Source organism: Alcaligenes sp. GW821-FHT11D07 (assembly GCF_058808495.1).
On the sequence record NZ_JBXART010000003.1, the window covers coordinates 460,544 to 482,460 of the forward strand.

Consider the following 21,917-nt stretch of genomic DNA (forward strand, 5'->3'; position numbering starts at 1 on the left):
CTTCCTCGACTGCTCAACAGGGACCAAGCTCATAAGCCATGCTAAGGCTCGAGGAGGGTAGTATGCGACACCTACAAATACAAGCTCAGGTTTGTATTCGATCAAAGCCTCGCGAATCAGCAGCACACAGCCAGGCTCATCCGAAAACAGTTCGCCACAATGAGCTACCACCTTGGTATCAGTTGACACTGCGAAACATGTCTAATTGTAAGCATCAAAATAGCGCATATATCCACAGCATAATTACGAAAAACCTGCTGTGTTCGGACTTCACTCTTATAAATCACTTCGACCACACTAGGGTCCACTTCCAGCTATTGCGCAGGCAGTACTGCGAAGCCGGCCAGACACAGTCCCTTGAGGTAGCCAGCAACCTTGGGCATGCAGCAAAAACCGCTACAATTGGAGTGCCTTTCGCTAAGATCGGAGCTACGTCAAAGTAACGAAGATCTCGTTGCGATGCTCACTTGTAAGGTTTGGTTTAAGTTCGAAGCTAATGTGTTGACATTCCGCGATTAGTATAAAGGGAAGGTTACCCAGTCGATTGGGATTGATCGGAATGTCCTTTTTATCAACAGCCAAAGTATATGACCGAGGCTTTGGATCGAGATATGATCCTGTTCGGAATTCCATGACACTTACTACTCCTGACACTGCGTTTACCAGGACCCACCTCATCTGCGTCAATCTGACCGCCGCATGGATTGCTTTAGCAACGTCATGTATAGTCTGGCCCTTTTCTTGGGCTGGATTTTCCAGCCAGATTGTTGGCGCCTGTATGCTCCTGCCCTGCTTGGCAGGAGGGCAAAACTGGCCTGTGGCTGCCAAGAAATTCTTCGGTTTGGCCTGGCTACCCTATCTGCTGCTGTGCGGCATTCTGTTGCTCCACCTGATGCAAGAGGGCGAGCATTCTGAGTTATTAGTTTTCATGGCATACCTGCTCAAAATCCCCGTGCTGGGCTTGCTAACTTACGGTGCCATGCACACGCTGCAGCGCTTGGGTTTCAGTTCGGGAGCGACCATGCAGGTATTCTGGCTGGCTGTGATACTCCCGCTCATTGTGATGCTGCTCCAGCTTCTCATCCCGTCGTTTCATGAATGGAGTATCGAACAACTGGGTGGCTTCCGAGTTGAGCAAGTCATCAGCGGCAACCATCATGGTCATCCATTCCGATTTCTCGGGCCCAATGGCTTTCTTTTTTCCTCCCATGGTGTAGCCTTCGCCTTTACTGCTCTTGGTATGCTTGTCTGGCGCAGCGCCACAGGTTCTCGAGCTGTAACATATTCGTTTTTGTGCATAGAAATCGCCTGCCTGCTGGCGGCGTTGCTCAGTGGCCGCAGCGCTTTACCCCTAATAGGTATTTACATACTCGCCAGCCTGTTTCTTGCACATAGCCTACGCCAGCGGCTGTCGTTGTGTCTCGTCTACGTGGTCATCGGCTTGCTGCTCGCCCTGCTTCCTAGAGTCTCCAAGGACGGGCAGCAGCTGATCACATGGTTGCTAGAACCGATCCAGACATCACTGGAGCGAGGCACACTCGCTTCCGCATCGCTAGACGTTACGCTCGAGTCTTACCAAGGACTTTCCACCAACAGTCCTCAAACTACCAGCCAGCAGCCCAGCAGCCCTCAACCCACAAGCCAGCAACCCATCAACGAGCAATCCTTTTCATTTCATGCCGGAGACCTCCTTAAGTCTTCGTCGCTCGTTGGTCAGGGAGTTTACTTCAGAGATAATGAGCAGTACGAAGAAAGAGGGTTGGCCTACAGTGACTCTGGATTTGTACGTTTGACCTATCTGGTTGGATACCTCGGCTGCATGCTGTTTATCCTGTTCTGGTTGCTTCTTTTCGTCTCTACGTGGCGACGCTCGCGGCATTCGCGTCTGCTATCTCGGACTTACCTTACACTCTTCACTGTTTACAGCCTGATGTTTTTTGTGAAATCCGAATGGCTGTATCAAAATTTTTTCATATTCTATTTTTTCCTTCTATTCCATCACTTCGATTCGGCGGCAAATCAGAACCATGCATATCACATTCGTCAGAGCGTTGCTGCCACAACTTGATGCTCGCATGAGTAAGTATGCTCATGCCTTGAAAGCACGAGGGGACACAGTCAGTTTCATAGGATGGGATCGTGATCAGGCCAATATTCCTGCCGGCGAAGACAAAGTGTTTCTGTACAACAAAGTTGCCGCTTTGGGTGCGCGTTGGCGTAACCTGGGGGGGTTGATAGGTTGGAACATATTTATTCTCCGCACCCTCTTTCGTCAAAGGCGGCAGATCTCTGTGGTCCACTCTGTGGACCTTGACAGTACCCTAGCGGCGTGGATCTTCTGCCGTCTGTTTGGCAAACCACTAGTTTTCGACATTTATGATCACTATGCTGATTCACGTGCCATCGGCGGCCCAGTGCGCCGGCTCTTCAATAGCATCGAGGGTTTCTTGGCCCGCCATGCTGATCTGACTTTGCTGGCTGACAAATCTCGCTATCAGCAGCACTCGCTCGCTCCGGCACCCAACATCATGGTCGTGGAGAACGTACCCGCCAGTCAATTGCCTGCTCAACCACTTGATCCTCTTGAACCTGGACCCATTCGTATTGGCTACCTAGGCATTCTGGAAAAACAACATCGGGGTTTGGAAAATCTGCTGGCTGCCTGCGCGGGCTGTCCCGACGTAGAGTTGCATGTTGGAGGCTACGGGCCGTTATCAAGCCGCGTCGAGGCCGCCGCACGCGATCATGACAATATCATCGCACACGGCCCCCTTAGCCACGAAGCAGGCCTGGACATGCTGTCCGGCATGCACTGCGTCGTCGGGTTTTATTACTTGAGCATACCCAACCACAGGTATGCTGCTCCCAATAAATACTACGAACACTTGCTTCTGGGGCGAGCCTTGCTGACCACGGCAGGTACTCCGCCCGGTAAGCGCGTAGTAGAAGAACAGACCGGATGGGCGCTGGCCGAAACTACCGACGCAATTCGTGAATGGCTCGCCAACGTTACCAAGGCCGAGCTTGTGGCTCGTGGTACGCGGGCAAGGGCACTATGGGATCAACACTATCGGCAATATGCCCACGACGTGTACTCATCCCAGTACCGCAATCGATTGGAGACATTGATCCAACATGCTTGAGTCTCCCCGGGTTTCAATTGTTATGCCGGCCTATAGCGCGGCCCGTACGCTGACCATTACCAAGCGTATTGCGGATCGTGCTGCGCATATGAAGGTTTGGGCGTACCAAACTAGTCAAGGCACCTCCAAGGCACATAATCTGACCCTGGAGCACACGAAAGGTAGTTATCTTGCCTCTCTTGATGGCGATGACCTCTGGCTGCCGACGAAGCTTGCAAAACAAGTGACCTTCATGAATGCAACAGGCACCGCGATTTTTTATACGGCCTACCTACGTTTCAAAAATATCGGTCATGCATACTATCTAATTTGGCTTTTGGCACTGTCGCGTATTTCAATTGACCGCCGCATGCCAACAACCAATCCGATAACCTACTATCGTGCACAACTTAAATCCTGTTCATCGAAGAAAGTCCGGGATCTGCAGTGGCGCATCCATCTCAATGGACTAAGCTTGCCTACTCTGAAAAATGCTTGGTTGATGATGCTTTACGGGACCAGGGCAGTGTGCAAACGCCTTGACTTTTCTGCCGGCTTAGATCGCGCTGACTCACGATGAGAGTACTGCCTTTACGTCTGCGCCAGTTGTTAGCCCGTCGGGAACTCTCCAGCCTGATCTGGCTAGTTTTAGAAAAAGTGCTTCAGCTTGCATTCTCAGCGATATCAGTAGGTTTAATTGCGCGTACGCTGGGTGTTCATGCCTTCGGTGAATTCCAATATGCACTCGCCTTACTGTTTTTGTTCTCCGCCATCAGCCTTATGGCTGGCTCTGAAACAGTCGCTCCGCAACTGGCTTCAAGTAACGACCCTGCCAGCCGGAAACGCTTACTAGGCTCAGTGTTCGTCCTGCGCCTGTTAGTAGGCTTGTTAGCCAGTATCAGTATGATGGTTTGGACCGTGCTTGCAGAACCTGATTCACGACAACCGCTTCTCTTTATTCTGGCTGCATCCCTGCTCGTCGCAGAGCCCTTTAATACACTGCGTTTGATTAGAGAAGTTAGTCAGAACACCCGTGTCATCACTGCTGTCAGGCTGGTGATTTCCTGCCTGAAACTGATCTGTATTGCTGCACTGTACTTCTTGGATGCTTCTGTCACTTGGTTTATCTTGATCTACAGTGCTGAGTACTTCGCCATCGCCGCATGGTACGTCTATGCCATCCGTGACGACGGGCCGCCATGGCGTTGGCACGCATGCCAAGAATACATGACTTGGGTACTCAGCAGAGGCTTCGTTGTCTGGGTTGGCGTGTTGGCCCTTGTGTTGATCCAACGCCTAGACCGGGTCGTGCTGGAAACTCGCCTGAGTGCCGTTCTCTATGGGCAATACACAGCTGCCTTTGGGTTGATCGATAGTGGTTGGTTTTTTGGCCCAGTTGCCATTGCAGCCTTGGCGCCGTCCCTCGTTTATCGCCGGGAGTCGGCGACCCATAAGGCCTCCCCTCTTTTCATACCTGCCCTGATCATGCTTGGATTGATTCTGACCGCGGGCGTCAACATATTTGCTCCGTTACTCATTCCGTTGATTTACGGCCCTGCATTTGACCCAGCCATTGGTATTATCCGCTTGGGCTCACTCATATTGATTCCGGGATTTGCCGCTCTCAGCCTAGATGCCATCCTCATACGAGCTGGGCTGCATTATGCCGTCACAATCAAATGGCTAGCAGGTCTAGCAACGGCCGCTTTAATCCTTTTGCTAGACTTGCCTCTTTCCTGGAAACAGGGACCACTAGCCATCGGCGCAGCCTACTCGATAAGTTTCGTGATCGGTACATTGCTGCTGTATTACTCACGCGTCACACCTCAAGAGGCCGCTACACCATGAAAATCGTCCAACTATATGACAGCTATTTCATCAAAGGCGGCGTTGAGCGTGTGCTGGCGCTACTGTTGAACAGCTGGGCTGCGGACGGTCATGATGTTTCTCTACTTGTACGAGAGGGACAAGTCACCGATGTGTATCCCTTGCATTCCGACATCAAGCGCAGTAGCTTAATGCATGCCACCCAGCCTGGTCGCGGGCGGCGCTTGCTCAATTATGTACGGGATATCTTTGCTATCAGACGCCAGTCAGACGTACGCGGAGCTGACATACTGATCGCCAATGGCCCTTGGTGCGCTCTGCTATCTATTCTGGCGCTGAAGTTCCCATTCAGGCTGCGAGGCGCTCCTGCACTCATCGTATGTGATCACAACAACCCGGCTGCATTTGGCTCCCTGACCCGCTTTACTTGTCGCCTGCTGTATCGACATGCAGACTGCGTACTCTCACTGACGCAGCCCCAGGCAAAGCTCTACCAAGAGTTCGTGCACCGCATTACAGTCATTTCCAATCCAGTAAATCTGCCTACACCTGAGCAAGCGATTGACGCAGGACCCGACAATCAGGTGCTAGCCGTTGGCCGTTTAGCTTATCAGAAAGGCTTTGATTTTCTGCTGCAGGCCTGGGCATTGGTAACCGAACAACGGCCGGACGCGCACCTGACCATCATCGGTGAAGGCCCCGAACAGAGTGCATTGCATGCCCAAGCCGATCAATTAGGCATTAGCGCCCAGCTCACTTGGCTACCTTTTACTAATCAGATTTTCCAGCATTACCAGAGAGCAACCTTGCTGGCAGTCAGCTCACGCTACGAAGGCCAAGGCCTAGTCTTACTGGAAGCTCAGGCCTGCGGCCTGCCTATAGTATCTTTCGACTGTGATTTTGGTCCGCGTGAGATAATTTCTGACGGGCAGGATGGCGTATTGTGTGATCCTGCCGACCCGGCGGCCCTGGCCAAGGGGATATTGCAACTGCTCAATGATCCTGAATTATGTACTGACATGCGGAACAATGCGCGGGTTGCTGCGGCCAAATATATGCTGCCTCAGGTTCTGCAACAATGGGATGCGCTCTTTGAAAAATTGGTTACTTCTCAGAAAACAACCACCCCATAAAAAGGGCATCTTGTTCGGCTTGGCCTTGATCACCTTGTACCGCTTCGTTTTGCTTCAGACCTCAGCAGTGCGCTTCTGTATCGCATTTCATCCCTGATCTACGGGGTGGCTGCCATCACTTAGCCCAAGGCCATCCTCGTCACTGCGGCTTTCGTGATTTCTTATCGACTTGTTCATACAGGCCGCTTTAACTAACTACAGTATGGTTTTCTCTGTTATTGGCTAATCGCGATTAGAATTTCCTCACTCAGATAAAACGGGCCGTAATAAAGAAAATCCTCGCCAATCTGATCGCTACTCTTTTGTACCGATGCTCTTTTTATATCGCAGCTTTGTAATTGAAGAGCATTTGTTTATCAGCCCCTTTTTGCCTTATAAACTGCTATTTTAATTTATATGAAAATACTGTATCTCATCACGCGTGGAGACGAAATCGGCGGCGCCGGCATACATGTACTTGATCTTGCTGAACAGATGCAACGGCGTGAACATGATGTCCTAGTCCTGGCAGGAGGCAAAGAAGGAGAACTTTTCGATCGGGCTCGACAACGAGGCATCCCCATACAAAATCTGGCGGAGCTGGTGCACCCTATTCAAGTCAGATCTGACTACCATTGCATACGCCAACTCAGGCAGATACTTAGGCAGGTCAAACCTGACCTGATTCACTTGCATTCCTCGAAGGCAGGCGCAATTGGTCGCGTGGCAGCGCTATTGGCTGGTATCCCTAGCGTCTTTACAGCCCACGGATGGGCTTTTACAGAAGGGGTATCGAAAAAGAAACGAATGCTATATCTGAGCATTGAGTACAGCCTCGCTTTTTTTGCTAAAAAGATAATTACCGTTTCACAGTACGATAAGGACCTTGCTTTACGTTATCGTTTCCCCCGCCATAAGCTGCAGGTTATCCATAATGGAGTAGTAAATCAGAACCCACGTCTACCAGTGCGTTCGGCTTCGCTGGAGGCAAGGAGACCAGTCCGACTGCTTATGGTGGCACGCTTTTCACAACAAAAAGACCACAGCACGTTACTAAAGGCTCTCCACCTAATCTCCTCACTCAACTGGCGGTTGGATCTGTTAGGGACTGGCGAAACCCTAGGACAAATGCAGGAGTTGAGTCAACGCTTGAATTTGTCAGATAAAATTTATTTTCACGGTGCCTCGGATAAGGTAAACCAGTATCTGGTGGAAGCTGACATATTTGTATTGAGCACTAACTGGGAAGGACTACCGTTAAGCATTTTAGAGGCCATGAGTGCAGGCTTGCCAATTGTAGCTACCGATGTAGGCGGTGTAGCCGAGTGCGTGCAACATCAGCGTAATGGCTACCTAGTTCCCCGCCAAAATCCCCAAGCTTTAGCCGAGCACCTGGCCACGTTGATTGAGCAAGATAATCTCCGACAAAGCTTGGGAGAAGCAGCAAGACAAGATTTCCTTGCACACTTCACTGTCGATGCTATGGTGGATAAGACAGAAAAGCTGTACGAAGAATGCCTAACGCGCTCCAAACCCCGTTAACATCGTACGTAACGTTAACAAAACAATATAAAAATCCATCCTGAAAGAGCAATGCTTGATGTAGAAGAAGTCGTATTCAATTTTGATCTGCGTGGTATCAGCGTCAGCAGCATAACCGTGCCGGACCTGTGCCCAGCCGGTAATACCAGGTTTGACTACATGCCTATAACTATAGAATGGAATTTTCCGGTCAAACTCTTCTACAAAAACAGGTTGCTCTGGACGGGGTCCGATCAAGCTCATGTCCCCTTTCAAGACATTAGCAAATTGTGGTAACTCATCAATACGCAGTTTTCGAATAATACGACCAACTCGCGTAATGCGTGGATCATTCTCTCCAGCAAACTGTGGCGGAGCATCTATATCAAAACGCATGCTACGGAACTTATAAATTCGAAAGGGACGATTCCCTTTACCTATGCGTAACTGCGAATAAATAACCGGCCCTGGACTCTCCAACCTAATCAACAAAGCTGTGACTAGCCCAATCAGAATACAGAATGGAGCGGCCAACAAAACCAGTATCGTATCAATGCACTGCTTGACTCTTTCGAATACGGGTGATGGCAGAAGTGCCCCGATAGAGTTCTCTGACATACGATCTATTTTTACACGACCTGTAATAGACTCATAAATCTGCTTAGCGTTATATACTGGCACCCCTTGCAAGGCACAAGAGGTTAAAAACCGCTCTTCTTCAGCACTCAAAACTCCGAAATCTGCAACCACACCGTCATAACGCACCCCCCCCAAGACTAGAACGTTCAGAGGGCGAGCATCTACTTCAGAAAGACCTAAGAGATTCAAAGCGAAACCCTTAGGTAAAATGGCTAATTTACTGCGGTAATATATCTGAGCAACACGAAGCTCAAACAAAAAGAATAACATAGCCAATACTGCTGACATTAATAACAAAGCCCGTGAAGCTTCCACCCTAAGAAATAGAGTAATAAAAAACACAGACAGATAAATAGTAAAAACTTGTGTTAACACTAAACCGGCAGAGCGTCCTCCAGGAAAAGGCATCAGCCAATGCTTCAAACTGAAGTTAGTGCCCCAGAATGCCATTGTACTCGCCAACAAGCCTACATACTGACCTGTACTTGGGCTGAGTAAAGCATCAACATTCCAATAAATCACTGCAGGCAAAAAAACCGTGAGCAGCCACCCGATTATAAAAAACAAAATACGTGACAGCAAAATTTGCTCATACAGCCTTTTAAATCGTCGGGCCGGGATATTAGTCATGCAGAAGCAGTTCCTACTTAATAAAACCTGAAATAAAGAAAAACCCAGTAAAACACCCGAAAAACAAGAGAATAACACTAACTCTCAATCTTTTCTTTGCAATATAAAAAAATAAGAATCAGCAATAAAGATCATATCCAATCAATAATTAACTAAACATTCTTTAACTGACGCTGCCGCATAAGACCTATCAGAACGGCTAAAGTGCACAGAAAAAATAACAATGTATTATTGCGCGATAGCATGATTTGAGTTTGTCCATAAATGGCATACCCACCTACCAAGCACGCACCACTCAATGCATAACTACGTAATACTGAGTCCTCATGTCGAATATAAGATAGAAAATACCAAACTGCACTTAACATCATCGCTAACAACGCTAACAACGCCAATAGGCCATATAACACCCAAAACTCCAAAAAAGCATTATGTGTGTTAGCTAGACTTGCAGGTACGGCCCCCACTAGGCCAACTTCACTCCTCAGTTGCAGAGCTTTCCTATACTCCACCTCCCCGAAACCAAGGATAGGACGCTCTTTGAGCAACTGCCAAGAGGCTTCCCAAATCGCGAAGCGTGCTCCCAGAGAGCTCGAGCTGCTTGTCCCATTCACCTCATATTCAGCCAACTCTTGATGAACTAAAGCAATCCGCTCAGCTACTAAAGGAGACTGAGACGCAAGAAGCCCCATACCGGCTAGAAGAGCCAGCAGTACTACGCCACAAGCTAGAAAATTACTACGACGAGCATAGGCAAGCAGGAACAGCAGAACGAATAAAGGAATCGCCACCCATCCACCACGAGTGCCAGAATAATAGGAGCCTAGTAGACCACAAACCATCCCTAGCCCCAGAATCGTGAACCAGAGGCGACGGTATGTATTCGGGTGCTTTAGTAGCCAGCACAAGGCCACCATCAATAAGACAGCCATACTCAAAGCCAAGTTTCCGAACTGGATAGCACCAGTAAAACCAAATGCTTTGAAATCCCCCACCTGCCACATTTTCCACAAGGCGACAGCGAAGCCAGTAATAGCTCCAGAGCAGACCCCTAACCAGAAAACGCCTGGTTTAGGAGGAAACTTGATCATGCACAGGACTAACAGGACACCAAAAATGAATTTTACCGGAACCTCAAAACTGCGCATGTACGATCCGTGCAAGACCGTCACTACGATACTGATACCAGCAAAAGCCAGCATCGAACTTAGAATAAGTTTTTCTTTTTTTTCAAGATCTATATTTCGTAACTCAGGTATCTTCCATAAAGAGAATAGAACTAATGCTCCTGCTCCGTAAGAGTAAATGCCCTTAGTCGACAATAAAGTGGCATAGAATATAAATACCAGTATCGATACCGGACGATTACCTGGACCAAATAAAAGTGTAGAAAAAGCCATATGCAGTGTGGAGAAACGACACAAAAGAGAGCAGCACCTATGCAGTTGGAGCCGAAGATGGCGCAAGAGTCAGCATGTCGGTCCAGAGCGCGGCCCGCCAAACCTAGAGAACAAGAGCTGCCTAACTGACTACAACCAGCACAGTACAAGTAAGGGTTTTAAATATAACTTCTTCGCGTGTAACGCACGAGCTGATAGCTAGCCTGCGGCAGCCAAACAAGGTCCTGATCGTTAAGAAAGTTAGCCATACTCCTTACTTAGAAGCTGCTGCCATCCTTCTATCCAGGTTAAGGTAGGTGCTTCGCAACCAGCCGTCCAACACGGACTGCCCATCACCCCCTGTGCAAGTCTCAACAAAAACCGACGCTCATACCTAACTATGCGTATTCTTGTTACCGGAGGAGCCGGCTTTATCGGTTCTGCTCTTATCCGGCACCTGCTCCAAACTAGCGATCATCTCATCTTAAATGTTGATGTTTTGAATTATGCTGGCAACCTGGAGTCCCTGACTCGGACACTAGAGCACCCACGGTACTCGTTTAGCCAGACCAACATTTGCGAAGCTGAAGAAATATCCACGCAACTTAAACGATTCCAGCCGGATATCATCATACACCTGGCTGCTGAGTCGCACGTTGACCGCTCTATTGACGGCCCGGCTCAATTCATTCAAACCAATATTGTGGGCACCTGTACCCTGCTTGAGCAATGCCGTCAATATTGGGAAGGCCTGGTCCCACAACGCAAGCAAAACTTCCGCTTTCACCATGTGTCAACGGATGAGGTATACGGCGACCTGGGGCATACCGATGCCCGTTTCACGGAATCCACCCCCTACAGCCCCAGCTCCCCGTACTCCGCCAGCAAGGCTAGCGCTGACCATTTAGTCAGGGCTTGGCATCGTACTTATGGCCTACCGGTTGTCATTAGCAACTGCTCCAATAACTACGGTCCTTACCAATTCCCTGAAAAACTCATCCCTCACATGATTCTCAACGCTCTCAGTGGCAAGCCTCTACCCGTTTACGGTAATGGCGAGCAAGTGCGAGACTGGCTCTACGTGGAGGACCATGTCCGCGCTCTAGTTGCCGTTGCGACTCATGGCCGCATAGGGGAAACCTACAATATTGGCGGCAATCAAGAACGAACGAATCTAGATGTGACTCAAGCCATCTGCTCTATTCTTGAAGACTTACGCCCCGGCAAGCCGGCCGGATTAAACCGTTACTCTGATCTGATTACGTTTGTGGAGGACCGTCCCGGTCACGATCAGCGCTACGCAATTGATGCCAGTAAAATAGCGCTGGAACTTGGTTGGAACCCACAAGAGAACTTTGAGACAGGCCTGCGCAAGACTGTATGTTGGTACCTTGAAAATACATCGTGGTGGCAGCGCATTCTTAGTGGTGCCTACCGTCTGGATCGTTTAGGAAAACAAGCTTGAAAGGAATAGTCTTAGCAGGAGGGTCCGGTACTCGGCTACATCCCATCACCATGGGTGTCTCAAAGCAGTTGCTGCCGGTCTACGACAAACCCATGATCTACTACCCCTTATCGGTGCTGATGCTGGCCGATATCAGGGAAATTTTGATCATATGTACCCCTGAAGATCTACCCAGTTTCCAGAAACTCTTAGGAGATGGCTCCCAATTTGGTATTGAGCTGTCCTATGCCGAGCAAGCCTCCCCTGAAGGCCTTGCCCAGGCTTTCTTGATAGGGGCAGACTTCATTGGCTCTGACTCGGTTTGTCTGATATTAGGAGACAATATTTTCTACGGCTATGGTTTCAGCCAAATGTTGCGCGCTGCCCGAACAAATCCTCATGGGGCGACTATCTTCGGCTATCCCGTCAATAATCCCCAAAGCTTTGGCGTAGTGGCCATGGATGACTCTGGCAAAGCCTCTTCCATCGAAGAGAAACCAGTAAAACCAAAATCCAACCTAGCAGTGACTGGCCTCTATTTCTACGACAACCGGGTTATTAATATAGCTCGCAAGGTCCAGCCATCAGCCCGGGGCGAGTTGGAAATCACTGATATCAATAACGCCTACCTAAGCCTTGGTGAGTTGCACGTTTCCATCTTAGGCCGTGGCTTTGCGTGGCTAGATTCGGGCACACATGAAAGCCTGATGGAAGCAGGCTCATTTATCCGCACTATCGAGCACCGCCAAGGCCTGAAAGTGGCCTGCCTGGAAGAAATTGCATTCAATCAAGGCTGGCTGTCACGAGAAGGCTTGGCAAAACAGGCTGTCGCTATGGAAAAGACAGGCTATGGTCAGTATCTGGCAAAACTGCTGCAGAGTTGATATGCATACCTACACCACCAAACTTCCCGGCGTACTTATTATTGAGCCCAACTGCTTCCAAGACAATCGCGGCTCTTTCAAAGAAAGCTTCAGCGCCGAACGCTACAAAAAAATAGTCGGCATTGACACCCTGTTCGTCCAAGATAACCAGTCTTACTCGAAAGGCCCTGTCTTACGCGGCCTGCACTTTCAGAAACAACATCCACAAGGCAAGCTCATCAGCGTCACTAGAGGACGTATCTTCGATGTCGTCGTAGACATTGACCCCACGTCCCCAAGCTTTGGGCAATATGTAGGGCTGGAGCTCAGCGAAGAGAACAATCGGCAGCTGTGGGTCTCCCCTGGGTATGCTCACGGTTTTTGTGTTCTGAGCGCAGAAGCAGACGTCAGCTATAAATGCACCGACTACTACCAAGCTGATGACGAAGGTGGATTGGCATGGGACTGCCCTCGTCTGGCCATAGAATGGCCAATCAAGAATCCTATTCTTTCAAGCAAGGATAGGGCTCATCCAGGGTTAGAACAGTTCCTGCAACTATGACCTGCATCTTGGTAAGCGGAGGGGAAGGCCAACTGGCCCAAGCCCTACTAGCGGTCAGCAAGGGCTCTCTTAATAGTTCAGCTCTACCTAACTCTCCCATATCGCTAAAGCTTCCAGAGCGTAAGTTACTTGTAATCAAAAGCCGTCGAGAGCTGGACATTACTAACCCAGAATCTATTGCCAGCGCCCTGGCTCAACACCAACCAGATATCTTAATCAATGCAGCGGCTTACACCGCTGTTGATCGTGCGGAGTCTGAGCCAGATCAAGCACATCTCATTAATGGAACAGGGCCCGGTCTGCTGGCTCAGGCCTGCTCGCAGTCAGGCACAAAGCTCATCCACATATCGACAGACTTCATATTCGATGGCCAATCTGAACAGCCTTATGCAGAAGAGGCTACGGCAAGCCCTATTAATGTATACGGTCGCAGCAAACTAGAAGGCGAACAAGGTGTACTAGAGGCTTTGCCAGAAGCTGTGATTTTGCGCACTAGCTGGGTGTTCAGTCAGTTTGGCAACAACTTCCTAAAAACCATGCTCCGCCTTGGGCGAGAACGCACAGAGCTGAGAATGGTGGCCGATCAGGCGGGTGGCCCAAGCTACGCTCCGCATATAGCTCAAGTCTTGTTGCAGTTGGCGGAAAGACTGAGCGAATCAAAAAAAGGCATCGGCACGCAGCAAGCCCCTATCGGTATTTACCATTTTGCTGGGCAAGCAAGTGTCAGTCGCTATGAATTTGCACAGGAAATCTTTACTCAGGCAGTCAAACTTGGCCTGCTGTCCAAAGCACCTGTACTGATCCCTACACCTACTAGCCTATACCCCACACCTGCGAAGCGCCCCAGACAGACAGGTCTACAACAAGACAGGCTGGATGCCTTACTGGGCCAGGACAACATAGAACGAGATTGGCGCAAGGGTGTCGAAAATAGCCTTTTGTCTCTCAAAGAATCGCAGTAAGTCACAGGAATACCTCCTTGCAAGGCATCACAAGGGCAGACGTAGTAAAGCCGTCTCTGTGCGGGATCGGCTAGTCACCACAGACACACAAACTCCAGTCTCTATATCTCCTCCTCCGATGCAGCCAAAAGCAACGGCTGCTATTACTGCTGCACGTATTTCTTTCAGCAAGCTCCGGCCTACTCCCTAGAGCCTCCTGCCAATCCCCAAATGCAAAAAAGCCACCCCTAAGGGTGGCTTTTTCACGGATGCTACCGACCTGAGATTAGTGCTTGCGCACGCTACGCAGGCGTCGTGCTGCGGCAGCTTGAGCGGCCAGCATGGCCAGCTCGGCTTCCACAACAGCGATATCGGACTTGTCCTTGGTGTTGCGCAGGGCTTCTTCCGCATGTTTGCGGGCTTCAAGTGCCTTTGCTTCATCCAAGTCGTGTGCGCGAATCGCGGTATCCGACAATACAGTGACTTTCCCTGGCTGAACCTCGAGTATGCCGCCAGCGACAAAGATATGCTCTTCGCTGCCATCGACCATAACGATCTTCAGCGTGCCGGGACGAATCCGCGAGATCAATGGAGTGTGACCGGGCAAAATACCCAGCTCCCCAGCCTCGCCGGGCAGCGCCACGAACTTTGCTTCACCAGCAAAGATCGATTCTTCGGCACTGACCACGTCAACATGAAGCTTAGCCATGAGCAATCCTTATTACTGAATAGTCTTGGCTTTTTCGAAAGCCTCGTCGATGGAACCGACCATGTAGAACGCCTGTTCTGGCAGAGCATCACACTCGCCGTCGACGATCATCTTAAAGCCGCGCAGTGTTTCGCTCAGCGGTACGTACTTACCAGGCGAACCGGTAAACACTTCTGCCACGTGGAAAGGCTGCGACAGGAAGCGCTGGATCTTACGAGCACGGGCCACGGCCTGCTTGTCTTCTGGAGACAGTTCGTCCATACCCAGAATAGCGATAATATCGCGCAGTTCTTTGTAGCGCTGCAGTGTTTGTTGAACACCGCGAGCCACTGCGTAGTGCTCTTCACCCACAACTTGTGGATCAAGCTGACGGCTAGTGGAGTCCAGAGGATCCACAGCGGGGTAAATACCCAGAGCAGCAATGTCACGCGACAACACAACGGTGGAGTCCAAGTGCAAGAAAGTCGTAGCAGGCGATGGGTCAGTCAAGTCATCGGCTGGAACGTAAACGGCCTGGATGGACGTAATCGAACCTGTCTTGGTGGAGGTAATACGCTCTTGCAGCTTACCCATTTCTTCAGCCAGTGTAGGCTGATAACCCACGGCCGAAGGCATACGACCCAGCAGAGCGGAAACTTCGGTACCGGCCAAGGTGTAGCGGTAGATGTTGTCCACAAAGAACAGGATGTCACGGCCTTCGTCACGGAACTTCTCAGCCATTGTCAGGCCGGACAGTGCCACACGCAGACGGTTACCTGGAGGCTCGTTCATCTGACCGAACACCATGGCAACTTTGGACTCGCTCAGGTTGTCCAGCTGAATAACGCCTGCATCAGCCATTTCGTGGTAGAAGTCGTTACCTTCACGGGTACGCTCACCCACACCAGCAAACACGGACAGACCGCTGTGTGCCTTGGCGATGTTGTTGATCAGCTCCAGCATGTTCACGGTTTTGCCCACACCGGCACCACCGAACAGACCAACCTTACCACCCTTAGCAAACGGGCAAACCAGGTCAATCACTTTAATACCGGTTTCCAGCAGTTCCACCGAAGGCGACAATTCGTCGAACTTAGGGGCTGCCTGGTGAATAGCGCGACGCTCGTCAGACTGGATAGGACCAGCTTCGTCGATCGGACGACCCAACACGTCCATGATGCGGCCCAATGTGCCCAGACCCACGGGTACGGAGATCGGTGCGCCGGAACCGGCCACTTCCATACCACGACGCAGGCCGTCGCTGGAACCCATGGCGATGGTGCGAACTACACCGTCACCCAATTGTTGCTGTACTTCAAATGTCAGGCCTTTTTCTGCGAAAGCCGAACTTTCGTCAACGAGCGTCAACGCTTCGTAGACTTTAGGGATGCTGTCGCGGGGGAACTGAATATCCACCACGGCGCCGATGCACTGAACGATGGTACCGTTGCTCATGTTGAGTCCTTGCAATATAACTTTGATGGTGTGCCTTGCCGTGATTACACAGCAGCGGCACCCCCCACGATTTCAGAGATTTCTTTCGTAATCGCTGCCTGGCGGGTCTTGTTATAGACCAGCTGAAGATCACCGATAACGGTCTTGGCGTTGTCCGAAGCGGCTTTCATGGCCACCATACGGGCAGACTGCTCAGAGGCCATGTTCTCGGCAACGGCTTGATACACCAAGCCCTCTACGTAACGCATCAACAAGTCGTCAATAACTGACTTGGCATCGGGTTCGTAGATGTAATCCCAACCGTACTCGGAAGAATTAGCCGACGCTTCAGCTTCTACAACTTGCTCACCAGCCTGGAAAGGATCTTTCAGACCGGAAGGCAGAGGCAGCAAGCGGATGAAGGTTGGATCCTGCTTCATCGTATTGACAAAGCGACTGGCAGCCAGATAAACCGCATCAATACGGCCTTCGACGAAATCGTCGATCTGCACTTTGATCGCGCCAATCAGACGTTCCAGGTTAGGCGCATCGCCCAAACCAACTTCCTGGGATACCAGATTGGCACCCACACGTGCCAAGGTACCAGCAGCTTTTCCACCCAAGGCAGTTGTCTGAACCTTGATACCTTTGTCTTCAAACTCACGCACACGCGCAAGTACCAGACGCAGAATATTGGTGTTCAAGCCACCGCACAGACCTTTGTCGGTGCTGACAACCACAATACCAACCGCTTTAACTTCGGTGGGCTCAACCATGTAGGGGTGAGTGTAGTCGGGGTGCGCCTGCATCAGATGCGAAGCAATCTCGCGCACCTTGTCTGCATAGGGACGGCCTGCACGCATCCGTTCTTGCGCTTTGCGCATTTTGGATGCCGCCACCATCTCCATGGCTTTGGTGATCTTGGACGTGTTTTGCACGCTCTTGATCTTTGTACGAATTTCCTTGATTCCGGCCATCACACTTTCCTGTAAGGGCATTGTCGGGAGCCAAACTAGGCTGTCGACTCCCGCTAATCATGACGCCGGGGTTTCCGGCGTCTGCCAACAATGATTAGAAAGCGCCGTGCTTTTTGAAGTCCTGGATAGCTGCAACCAGCTCAGCCTCGTCTTCTTTACTCAGTTCCTTCTTGCTTTCGATACGCTCAACCAGAGCAGCAAACTTGCTGCGCAGGTGATCTTTCAGACCTTTCTCGAAAGGCAGAATCTGAGCGACTTCCAGATCGTCGAAGTAACCGTTGTTCACAGCGTACAGGCTCACGGCCAGTTCCCACACAGCCAAAGGCTGGTACTGGGGCTGCTTGAGCAGTTCGACCACGCGCTTACCACGCTCCAGCTGGCGACGGGTTGCGTCATCCAGGTCGGAGGCGAACTGAGCAAACGCGGCCAATTCACGGTACTGAGCCAAGTCGGTACGAATACCACCGGACAGTTTCTTGATGACCTTGGTTTGAGCAGCACCACCCACGCGGGACACCGAAATACCGGCGTTAATAGCGGGACGAACACCAGCGTTGAACAGGTCGGACTCCAGGAAGATCTGACCGTCGGTAATCGAAATCACGTTGGTTGGAACGAAAGCGGAAACGTCACCGGCTTGCGTTTCAATGATAGGCAAGGCGGTCAAAGAACCGGTTTTGCCTTTCACTTCACCATTGGTGAATTTTTCTACGTACTCAGCGTTCACACGAGCAGCGCGCTCGAGCAGACGGGAGTGCAGGTAGAACACGTCGCCAGGGTAGGCTTCACGGCCTGGTGGGCGACGCAGCAACAGGGATACTTGACGGTAGGCCCAAGCTTGCTTGGTCAAGTCGTCGTAAATGATCAGGGCGTCTTCGCCACGATCACGGAAGTATTCGCCCATGGTGCAACCGGAGTAAGGAGCCAGATATTGCATGGCAGCGGACTCGGAAGCCGAGGCAGCCACAATAATCGTGTACTCCAGAGCACCGTGCTCTTCGAGCTTGCGCACCACGTTACTGATCGTGGAGGCTTTTTGGCCCACGGCAACGTAAATACATTTAACGCCATTGCCCTTTTGAGCAATGATGGTGTCCACAGCCACGGCAGTTTTACCGGTCTGACGGTCACCAATGATCAGCTCGCGCTGACCACGGCCAATTGGCACCATGGAGTCCACGGCTTTCGTGCCGGTCTGCATGGGCTGGGAGACGGACTCACGGGCAATAACGCCAGGAGCCACTTTCTCGATGACGTCAGTCATCTTGGCATTGATTGGGCCTTTGCCGTCGATAGGCATACCCAGGGTATCAACCACACGACCCAACAGTTCGGGGCCGACGGGCACTTCCAGAATACGGCCAGTTGTTTTAACTGGATCGCCTTCGGAAACACCTGTGTACTCACCCAGAATCACGGCACCGACAGAGTCGCGCTCGAGGTTAAGGGCCAGACCGAACGTGTTGTTCGGAAATTCGAGCATTTCGCCCTGCATCACATCGGACAAACCGTGGATGCGCGTAATACCGTCGGTCACGGATACGACCGTGCCTTGTGTACGAACGTCAGTCGACGCACCCAGGCCTTCGATGCGGCTCTTGAGCAGTTCGCTGATCTCGGACGGATTAAGTTGCATGTTCAGACTCCTGAAATCCTGTTTACTGAATCGCGCTTATGCGGTCAGCGTATCGCGCATGCTGGCCAGCCGGGCCTGCACGGAAGTGTCGAGCACCTGGTCACCAACGATCACCCGAATACCGCCGATCAAATCAGCGTCGACGGTCACAGTCGGTTTTAGCTTCAGGCCAAACTTTTTCTCCAGCCCGGCGATCAGCTCAGCAACCTGAGCATCATCCATTGGGAAAGCACTGATAATCTGTGCCTGTGCCGTGCCTTCGAATTGGTGTTTCAATAGATCAAACTGTTCTGCAATCTGTGGCAGCAGCAAGATGCGCTGGTTATCCACCAACAATTGGAGAAAGTTACGAGCTTTTTCGCAGACCTGTGACTTAACCAGGCCTGTAAAGAGTTCGAGTCGCTGCCCGTTATTCAGGCGCGGATCGTTCAATGCCTCGCGCACATCGTGGAGACCGGCCACCTGAGCCATTTCGGACAACAGGGCCGACCACGATTCGAGACCCTGGCTATCGTCGCGTACAGCGGCGAACAGGGCTTCGGCGTAAGGTCTGGCAATAGTCGATAGTTCAGCCATGGCCTGCCTTGATGTTAAAGTTCAGCCTTGAGCTGCTCGAGCAGCTGGGCGTGCGCATTTGCGTCAACTTCGCGTCGCAAGATTTGCTCGGCACCTTTGACAGCCAACGCAGCGACTTCGCTACGCAGACCTTCACGTACACGTTGCACTTCTTGACTAGCGTCCTGCTGGGCCTGAGCAATAATGCGGGCTTTTTCGGCTTCAGCTTCACGACGAGCCTGCTCTAAAAGAGCAGTCGCCTGTTTTTCAGCGTCAACAATGCGTTGATGGTTGTCGGACTTGGCCGAAGCGTCCATCAAGCTGATACGCGCTTGGGCCTGTGCCAGATCGGCTTTGCCCTTATCGGCAGCAGCCAAACCATCAGCGATTTTCTGACGACGATCATCGATTGCTTTCGTCAGTGGCGGCCATACGAATTTCATCGTAAACCAGGCCAAAACGAAAAACACGATCATCTGAAAAAAGAGAGTCGCGTTTAAATTCACGGTCGTATCCCTTCAAGACCACGTGTGTAGGAAGCGGTATGCGTCCTGACACATGTATGTTCAAGTCGACAAGCGGTGCATGATCAAATCGAGCAACACACCGCTAACGACGACTGCCTGCCCGTCTGCCAAAAGCGACAACGGGCTCGCCTCATTACCCAACAAATGGGTTGGCGAATGCAAACAACATGGCGATACCGACACCGATCAGGAAAGCAGCATCGATCAGACCGGCCAACAGGAACATCTTGGTTTGCAGAGCGTTCATCAGTTCTGGCTGACGAGCGGATGCTTCCAGATATTTACCACCCATCAGGGCGATACCAATGCAAGCGCCAAAAGCGCCCAGACCGATGATGATACCGCAAGCAAGAGCAACGAAAGCTACGTTGGTCATGACAACTCCTTGGTTAAAAATCAGGTGTAATTCAAAAAAATCAAAGCGTTAGCAGGCTAAGCCTGCTCCCCCCAACCAGACACCATTGTCCAGTCGGAATCGGATTAATGGCCTTCGTGTGCTTGTCCAATATAGACAAGGGTGAGCATCATGAAGATGAACGCCTGCAGCAACACAATCAGAATGTGGAAGATCGCCCACACAGAACCGGCCAGAATGTGACCGATACCCAGTCCCAGGCTGGCGCCATTAAACCCTGTCCATGCGCCACCCAACAGAGCGATCAGCATGAAAACCAGTTCACCGGCAAACATATTGCCAAACAACCGCATACCCAAAGACACAGACTTGGCCGCGTATTCGATGCAATTGAGCAAAAAGTTAAATGGTGCAAGCACGACGGCCATCAGGCCACTTGCGGCGAACGGTGCAGTAAACAGCTCTTTGACAAAGCCGCCTGGGTGCTTGATCTTGATGCCGTAGTAGAACATCAGCAGCAGCACGCCCATGGACATGCCCATTGGCACGTTCAGGTCAGCGGTAGGCAAAATACGGTGGTAGTACAGGGGGTCGCCGTGTTCGGCAGCCAGACCGGTTTGAATGAAAATCCAGCCCAGACCATCAACGGGCAGCAAGTCCAGCACGTTCATCATGATGATCCACAGGAAAACGGTCAGCGCCAAAGGCGAGACAAATTTCCGGGACTCAGCGTTAGGAACGATGGATTTGGCTTGATCCTCAACCCAATCGACCAGCATCTCTACGAAAGACTGCAAGCGGCCTGGCACACCTGCTGTTGCGGCCGAAGCGGCGCGCCACAGAAAGAAGACCACAACCAGACCCATCAACAGGGACCAGAACATGGAGTCGTAGTTAATGACACCGAAGTTGGCCAGAACATCCTGTTTTTCACCCACGTTATTCAAGTGAACTAAGTGATGCTGGATGTACCCTGACTGAGGCGAAATATCACTAGCAGCAGCCATCTGTATTTACCCTGTGATTTATACGTTAAGGGACAAGCCCGTGAAACAAAAATTCGTTATGGCAGCTTGCGAAAAAACAGCAGCAGCACATAGCCCTTCAAGACACACAGCAAGCCAAAGAGCAATGCGGGCCAAACCAACCAACCCGTGTTTGCAATGGCAGCCAAAGCCAGTGTCAAAACCGCAAAACCAAGTTTGAATGCTTCTCCCCAGAAAAAGGAGAGTGCGCCAGCATTGCCGCCGCCCATCAAACCCAGCAAAAGACGCAATGCGAACAATGCGTTAGGCACAAAATAAGCAGCCGCACCGATGAGTGCTGAGGCTGCTGCATATGCGCCGGAAATCCATGCCGACAGTCCTATCGCCAACAGGCCCATAAACGCCTGGGCAACAAGTGTGCGCACAATTCCTTGCCCTGCCCGGCGAGCCATGCGGCTACGTTGCTCGGGCGTAAGTACTACGGGTTCGGGAAGTGGCGGCGTGTCACCTGCTGCCTGCACCGTGGCTGTGGTGCCTGTCTGCTGATAAATCGGCTGATTCATAGTAGGAAACAATCAGATAACGTTGTGTGGGTGGATGTACTGCAAAGGCAAAAGCCAATCCATCCGCGCAATATTATCGGCCCCTTTCAAAAGCCGGTGTCGTCAAACCCATAAAGTATAGCGTCTTTTTTTTGTTGTAAGCAAATTCAGCCTTGC

General features: G+C 51.0%; 21 protein-coding genes. 10 read left to right on the plus strand and 11 right to left on the minus strand.

Annotation, left to right across the window (positions count from 1 at the left end):
* Positions 1–631: 631 nt before the first annotated feature.
* The 6 genes from AC1RSM_RS15140 (at position 632) to AC1RSM_RS15165 (ending at position 7,603) form a co-directional block, all read left to right on the plus strand.
* Positions 632–2,068, plus strand: a complete 1,437-nt coding sequence (locus AC1RSM_RS15140; protein ID WP_492933371.1) for a hypothetical protein — start codon at positions 632–634, stop codon at positions 2,066–2,068.
* The gene (locus AC1RSM_RS15145; RefSeq protein WP_492933372.1) at positions 2,028–3,143 is read left to right on the plus strand and encodes a glycosyltransferase; all 1,116 of its coding nucleotides are present in this window, start codon (positions 2,028–2,030) and stop codon (positions 3,141–3,143) included. Before AC1RSM_RS15140 ends, AC1RSM_RS15145 begins: the two co-directional genes overlap by 41 nt.
* Positions 3,136–3,702 carry a glycosyltransferase family 2 protein gene (locus AC1RSM_RS15150; protein WP_492933373.1) on the plus strand — a complete coding sequence of 189 codons (567 nt, stop codon included), beginning with the start codon at positions 3,136–3,138 and terminating at the stop codon, positions 3,700–3,702. The genes AC1RSM_RS15145 and AC1RSM_RS15150 overlap by 8 nt, the downstream gene beginning before the upstream one ends.
* Complete coding sequence (locus AC1RSM_RS15155; protein ID WP_492933374.1) at positions 3,699–4,970, plus strand: oligosaccharide flippase family protein; 1,272 nt, start codon at positions 3,699–3,701, stop codon at positions 4,968–4,970. Before AC1RSM_RS15150 ends, AC1RSM_RS15155 begins: the two co-directional genes overlap by 4 nt.
* Positions 4,967–6,082 (plus strand): glycosyltransferase family 4 protein, encoded by a 1,116-nt coding sequence (locus AC1RSM_RS15160; RefSeq protein ID WP_492933375.1) that lies wholly within the window; start codon positions 4,967–4,969, stop codon positions 6,080–6,082. Before AC1RSM_RS15155 ends, AC1RSM_RS15160 begins: the two co-directional genes overlap by 4 nt.
* A 396-nt stretch (positions 6,083–6,478) precedes the next feature.
* Positions 6,479–7,603: a glycosyltransferase family 4 protein gene (locus AC1RSM_RS15165; protein WP_492933376.1), complete on the plus strand. Its 1,125-nt coding sequence runs from the start codon at positions 6,479–6,481 to the stop codon at positions 7,601–7,603.
* On the opposite strand, the gene AC1RSM_RS15170 is transcribed toward AC1RSM_RS15165, so the two are convergent.
* Positions 7,580–8,851 (minus strand): exopolysaccharide biosynthesis polyprenyl glycosylphosphotransferase, encoded by a 1,272-nt coding sequence (locus AC1RSM_RS15170; protein ID WP_492933377.1) that lies wholly within the window; start codon positions 8,849–8,851, stop codon positions 7,580–7,582. The two genes, AC1RSM_RS15165 and AC1RSM_RS15170, sit on opposite strands and share 24 nt — an antisense overlap.
* A gap of 152 nt (positions 8,852–9,003) precedes the next feature.
* Positions 9,004–10,251, minus strand: coding sequence for an O-antigen ligase family protein (locus tag AC1RSM_RS15175; RefSeq protein WP_492933378.1), 1,248 nt, complete (start codon positions 10,249–10,251; stop codon positions 9,004–9,006).
* Positions 10,252–10,630: 379 nt separating this feature from the next.
* Between AC1RSM_RS15175 and rfbB the strand changes: the two genes are divergently transcribed.
* The 4 genes from rfbB to rfbD are packed head-to-tail and all read left to right on the plus strand — an operon-like array spanning position 10,631 to position 14,061.
* Complete coding sequence (gene rfbB, locus AC1RSM_RS15180; protein WP_492933380.1) at positions 10,631–11,695, plus strand: dTDP-glucose 4,6-dehydratase; 1,065 nt, start codon at positions 10,631–10,633, stop codon at positions 11,693–11,695.
* The gene (gene rfbA / locus AC1RSM_RS15185) at positions 11,692–12,558 is read left to right on the plus strand and encodes a glucose-1-phosphate thymidylyltransferase RfbA (RefSeq protein WP_492933381.1); all 867 of its coding nucleotides are present in this window, start codon (positions 11,692–11,694) and stop codon (positions 12,556–12,558) included. The genes rfbB and rfbA overlap by 4 nt, the downstream gene beginning before the upstream one ends.
* A 1-nt stretch (position 12,559) precedes the next feature.
* Complete coding sequence (gene rfbC / locus AC1RSM_RS15190) at positions 12,560–13,099, plus strand: dTDP-4-dehydrorhamnose 3,5-epimerase (RefSeq protein ID WP_492933382.1); 540 nt, start codon at positions 12,560–12,562, stop codon at positions 13,097–13,099.
* Entirely contained in the window at positions 13,096–14,061 is a 966-nt protein-coding gene (rfbD, locus tag AC1RSM_RS15195; protein WP_492933383.1) for a dTDP-4-dehydrorhamnose reductase, read from the plus strand. The genes rfbC and rfbD overlap by 4 nt, the downstream gene beginning before the upstream one ends.
* 265 nt (positions 14,062–14,326) lie before the next feature.
* On the opposite strand, the gene AC1RSM_RS15200 is transcribed toward rfbD, so the two are convergent.
* From AC1RSM_RS15200 to AC1RSM_RS15240, 9 genes are all read right to left on the minus strand, one after another.
* Positions 14,327–14,749, minus strand: a complete 423-nt coding sequence (locus AC1RSM_RS15200) for a F0F1 ATP synthase subunit epsilon (protein ID WP_492933384.1) — start codon at positions 14,747–14,749, stop codon at positions 14,327–14,329.
* Between the two features lie 12 nt (positions 14,750–14,761).
* Positions 14,762–16,183, minus strand: coding sequence for a F0F1 ATP synthase subunit beta (gene atpD / locus AC1RSM_RS15205; RefSeq protein WP_492933385.1), 1,422 nt, complete (start codon positions 16,181–16,183; stop codon positions 14,762–14,764).
* Between the two features lie 44 nt (positions 16,184–16,227).
* Positions 16,228–17,139 (minus strand): F0F1 ATP synthase subunit gamma, encoded by a 912-nt coding sequence (gene atpG / locus AC1RSM_RS15210; protein WP_492933386.1) that lies wholly within the window; start codon positions 17,137–17,139, stop codon positions 16,228–16,230.
* 94 nt (positions 17,140–17,233) lie between these two features.
* Positions 17,234–18,775: a F0F1 ATP synthase subunit alpha gene (atpA, locus tag AC1RSM_RS15215; RefSeq protein ID WP_492933387.1), complete on the minus strand. Its 1,542-nt coding sequence runs from the start codon at positions 18,773–18,775 to the stop codon at positions 17,234–17,236.
* 36 nt (positions 18,776–18,811) lie between these two features.
* Complete coding sequence (locus AC1RSM_RS15220; RefSeq protein ID WP_492933388.1) at positions 18,812–19,351, minus strand: F0F1 ATP synthase subunit delta; 540 nt, start codon at positions 19,349–19,351, stop codon at positions 18,812–18,814.
* A 14-nt stretch (positions 19,352–19,365) separates the two neighbouring features.
* Positions 19,366–19,836, minus strand: a complete 471-nt coding sequence (locus AC1RSM_RS15225) for a F0F1 ATP synthase subunit B (protein ID WP_207872361.1) — start codon at positions 19,834–19,836, stop codon at positions 19,366–19,368.
* Positions 19,837–19,990: 154 nt separating this feature from the next.
* Entirely contained in the window at positions 19,991–20,233 is a 243-nt protein-coding gene (atpE, locus tag AC1RSM_RS15230; protein ID WP_003805001.1) for a F0F1 ATP synthase subunit C, read from the minus strand.
* A gap of 104 nt (positions 20,234–20,337) precedes the next feature.
* Entirely contained in the window at positions 20,338–21,219 is an 882-nt protein-coding gene (gene atpB / locus AC1RSM_RS15235; protein ID WP_207872362.1) for a F0F1 ATP synthase subunit A, read from the minus strand.
* 56 nt (positions 21,220–21,275) lie between these two features.
* Complete coding sequence (locus AC1RSM_RS15240) at positions 21,276–21,761, minus strand: ATP synthase subunit I (RefSeq protein ID WP_492933389.1); 486 nt, start codon at positions 21,759–21,761, stop codon at positions 21,276–21,278.
* Positions 21,762–21,917: the final 156 nt, after the last annotated feature.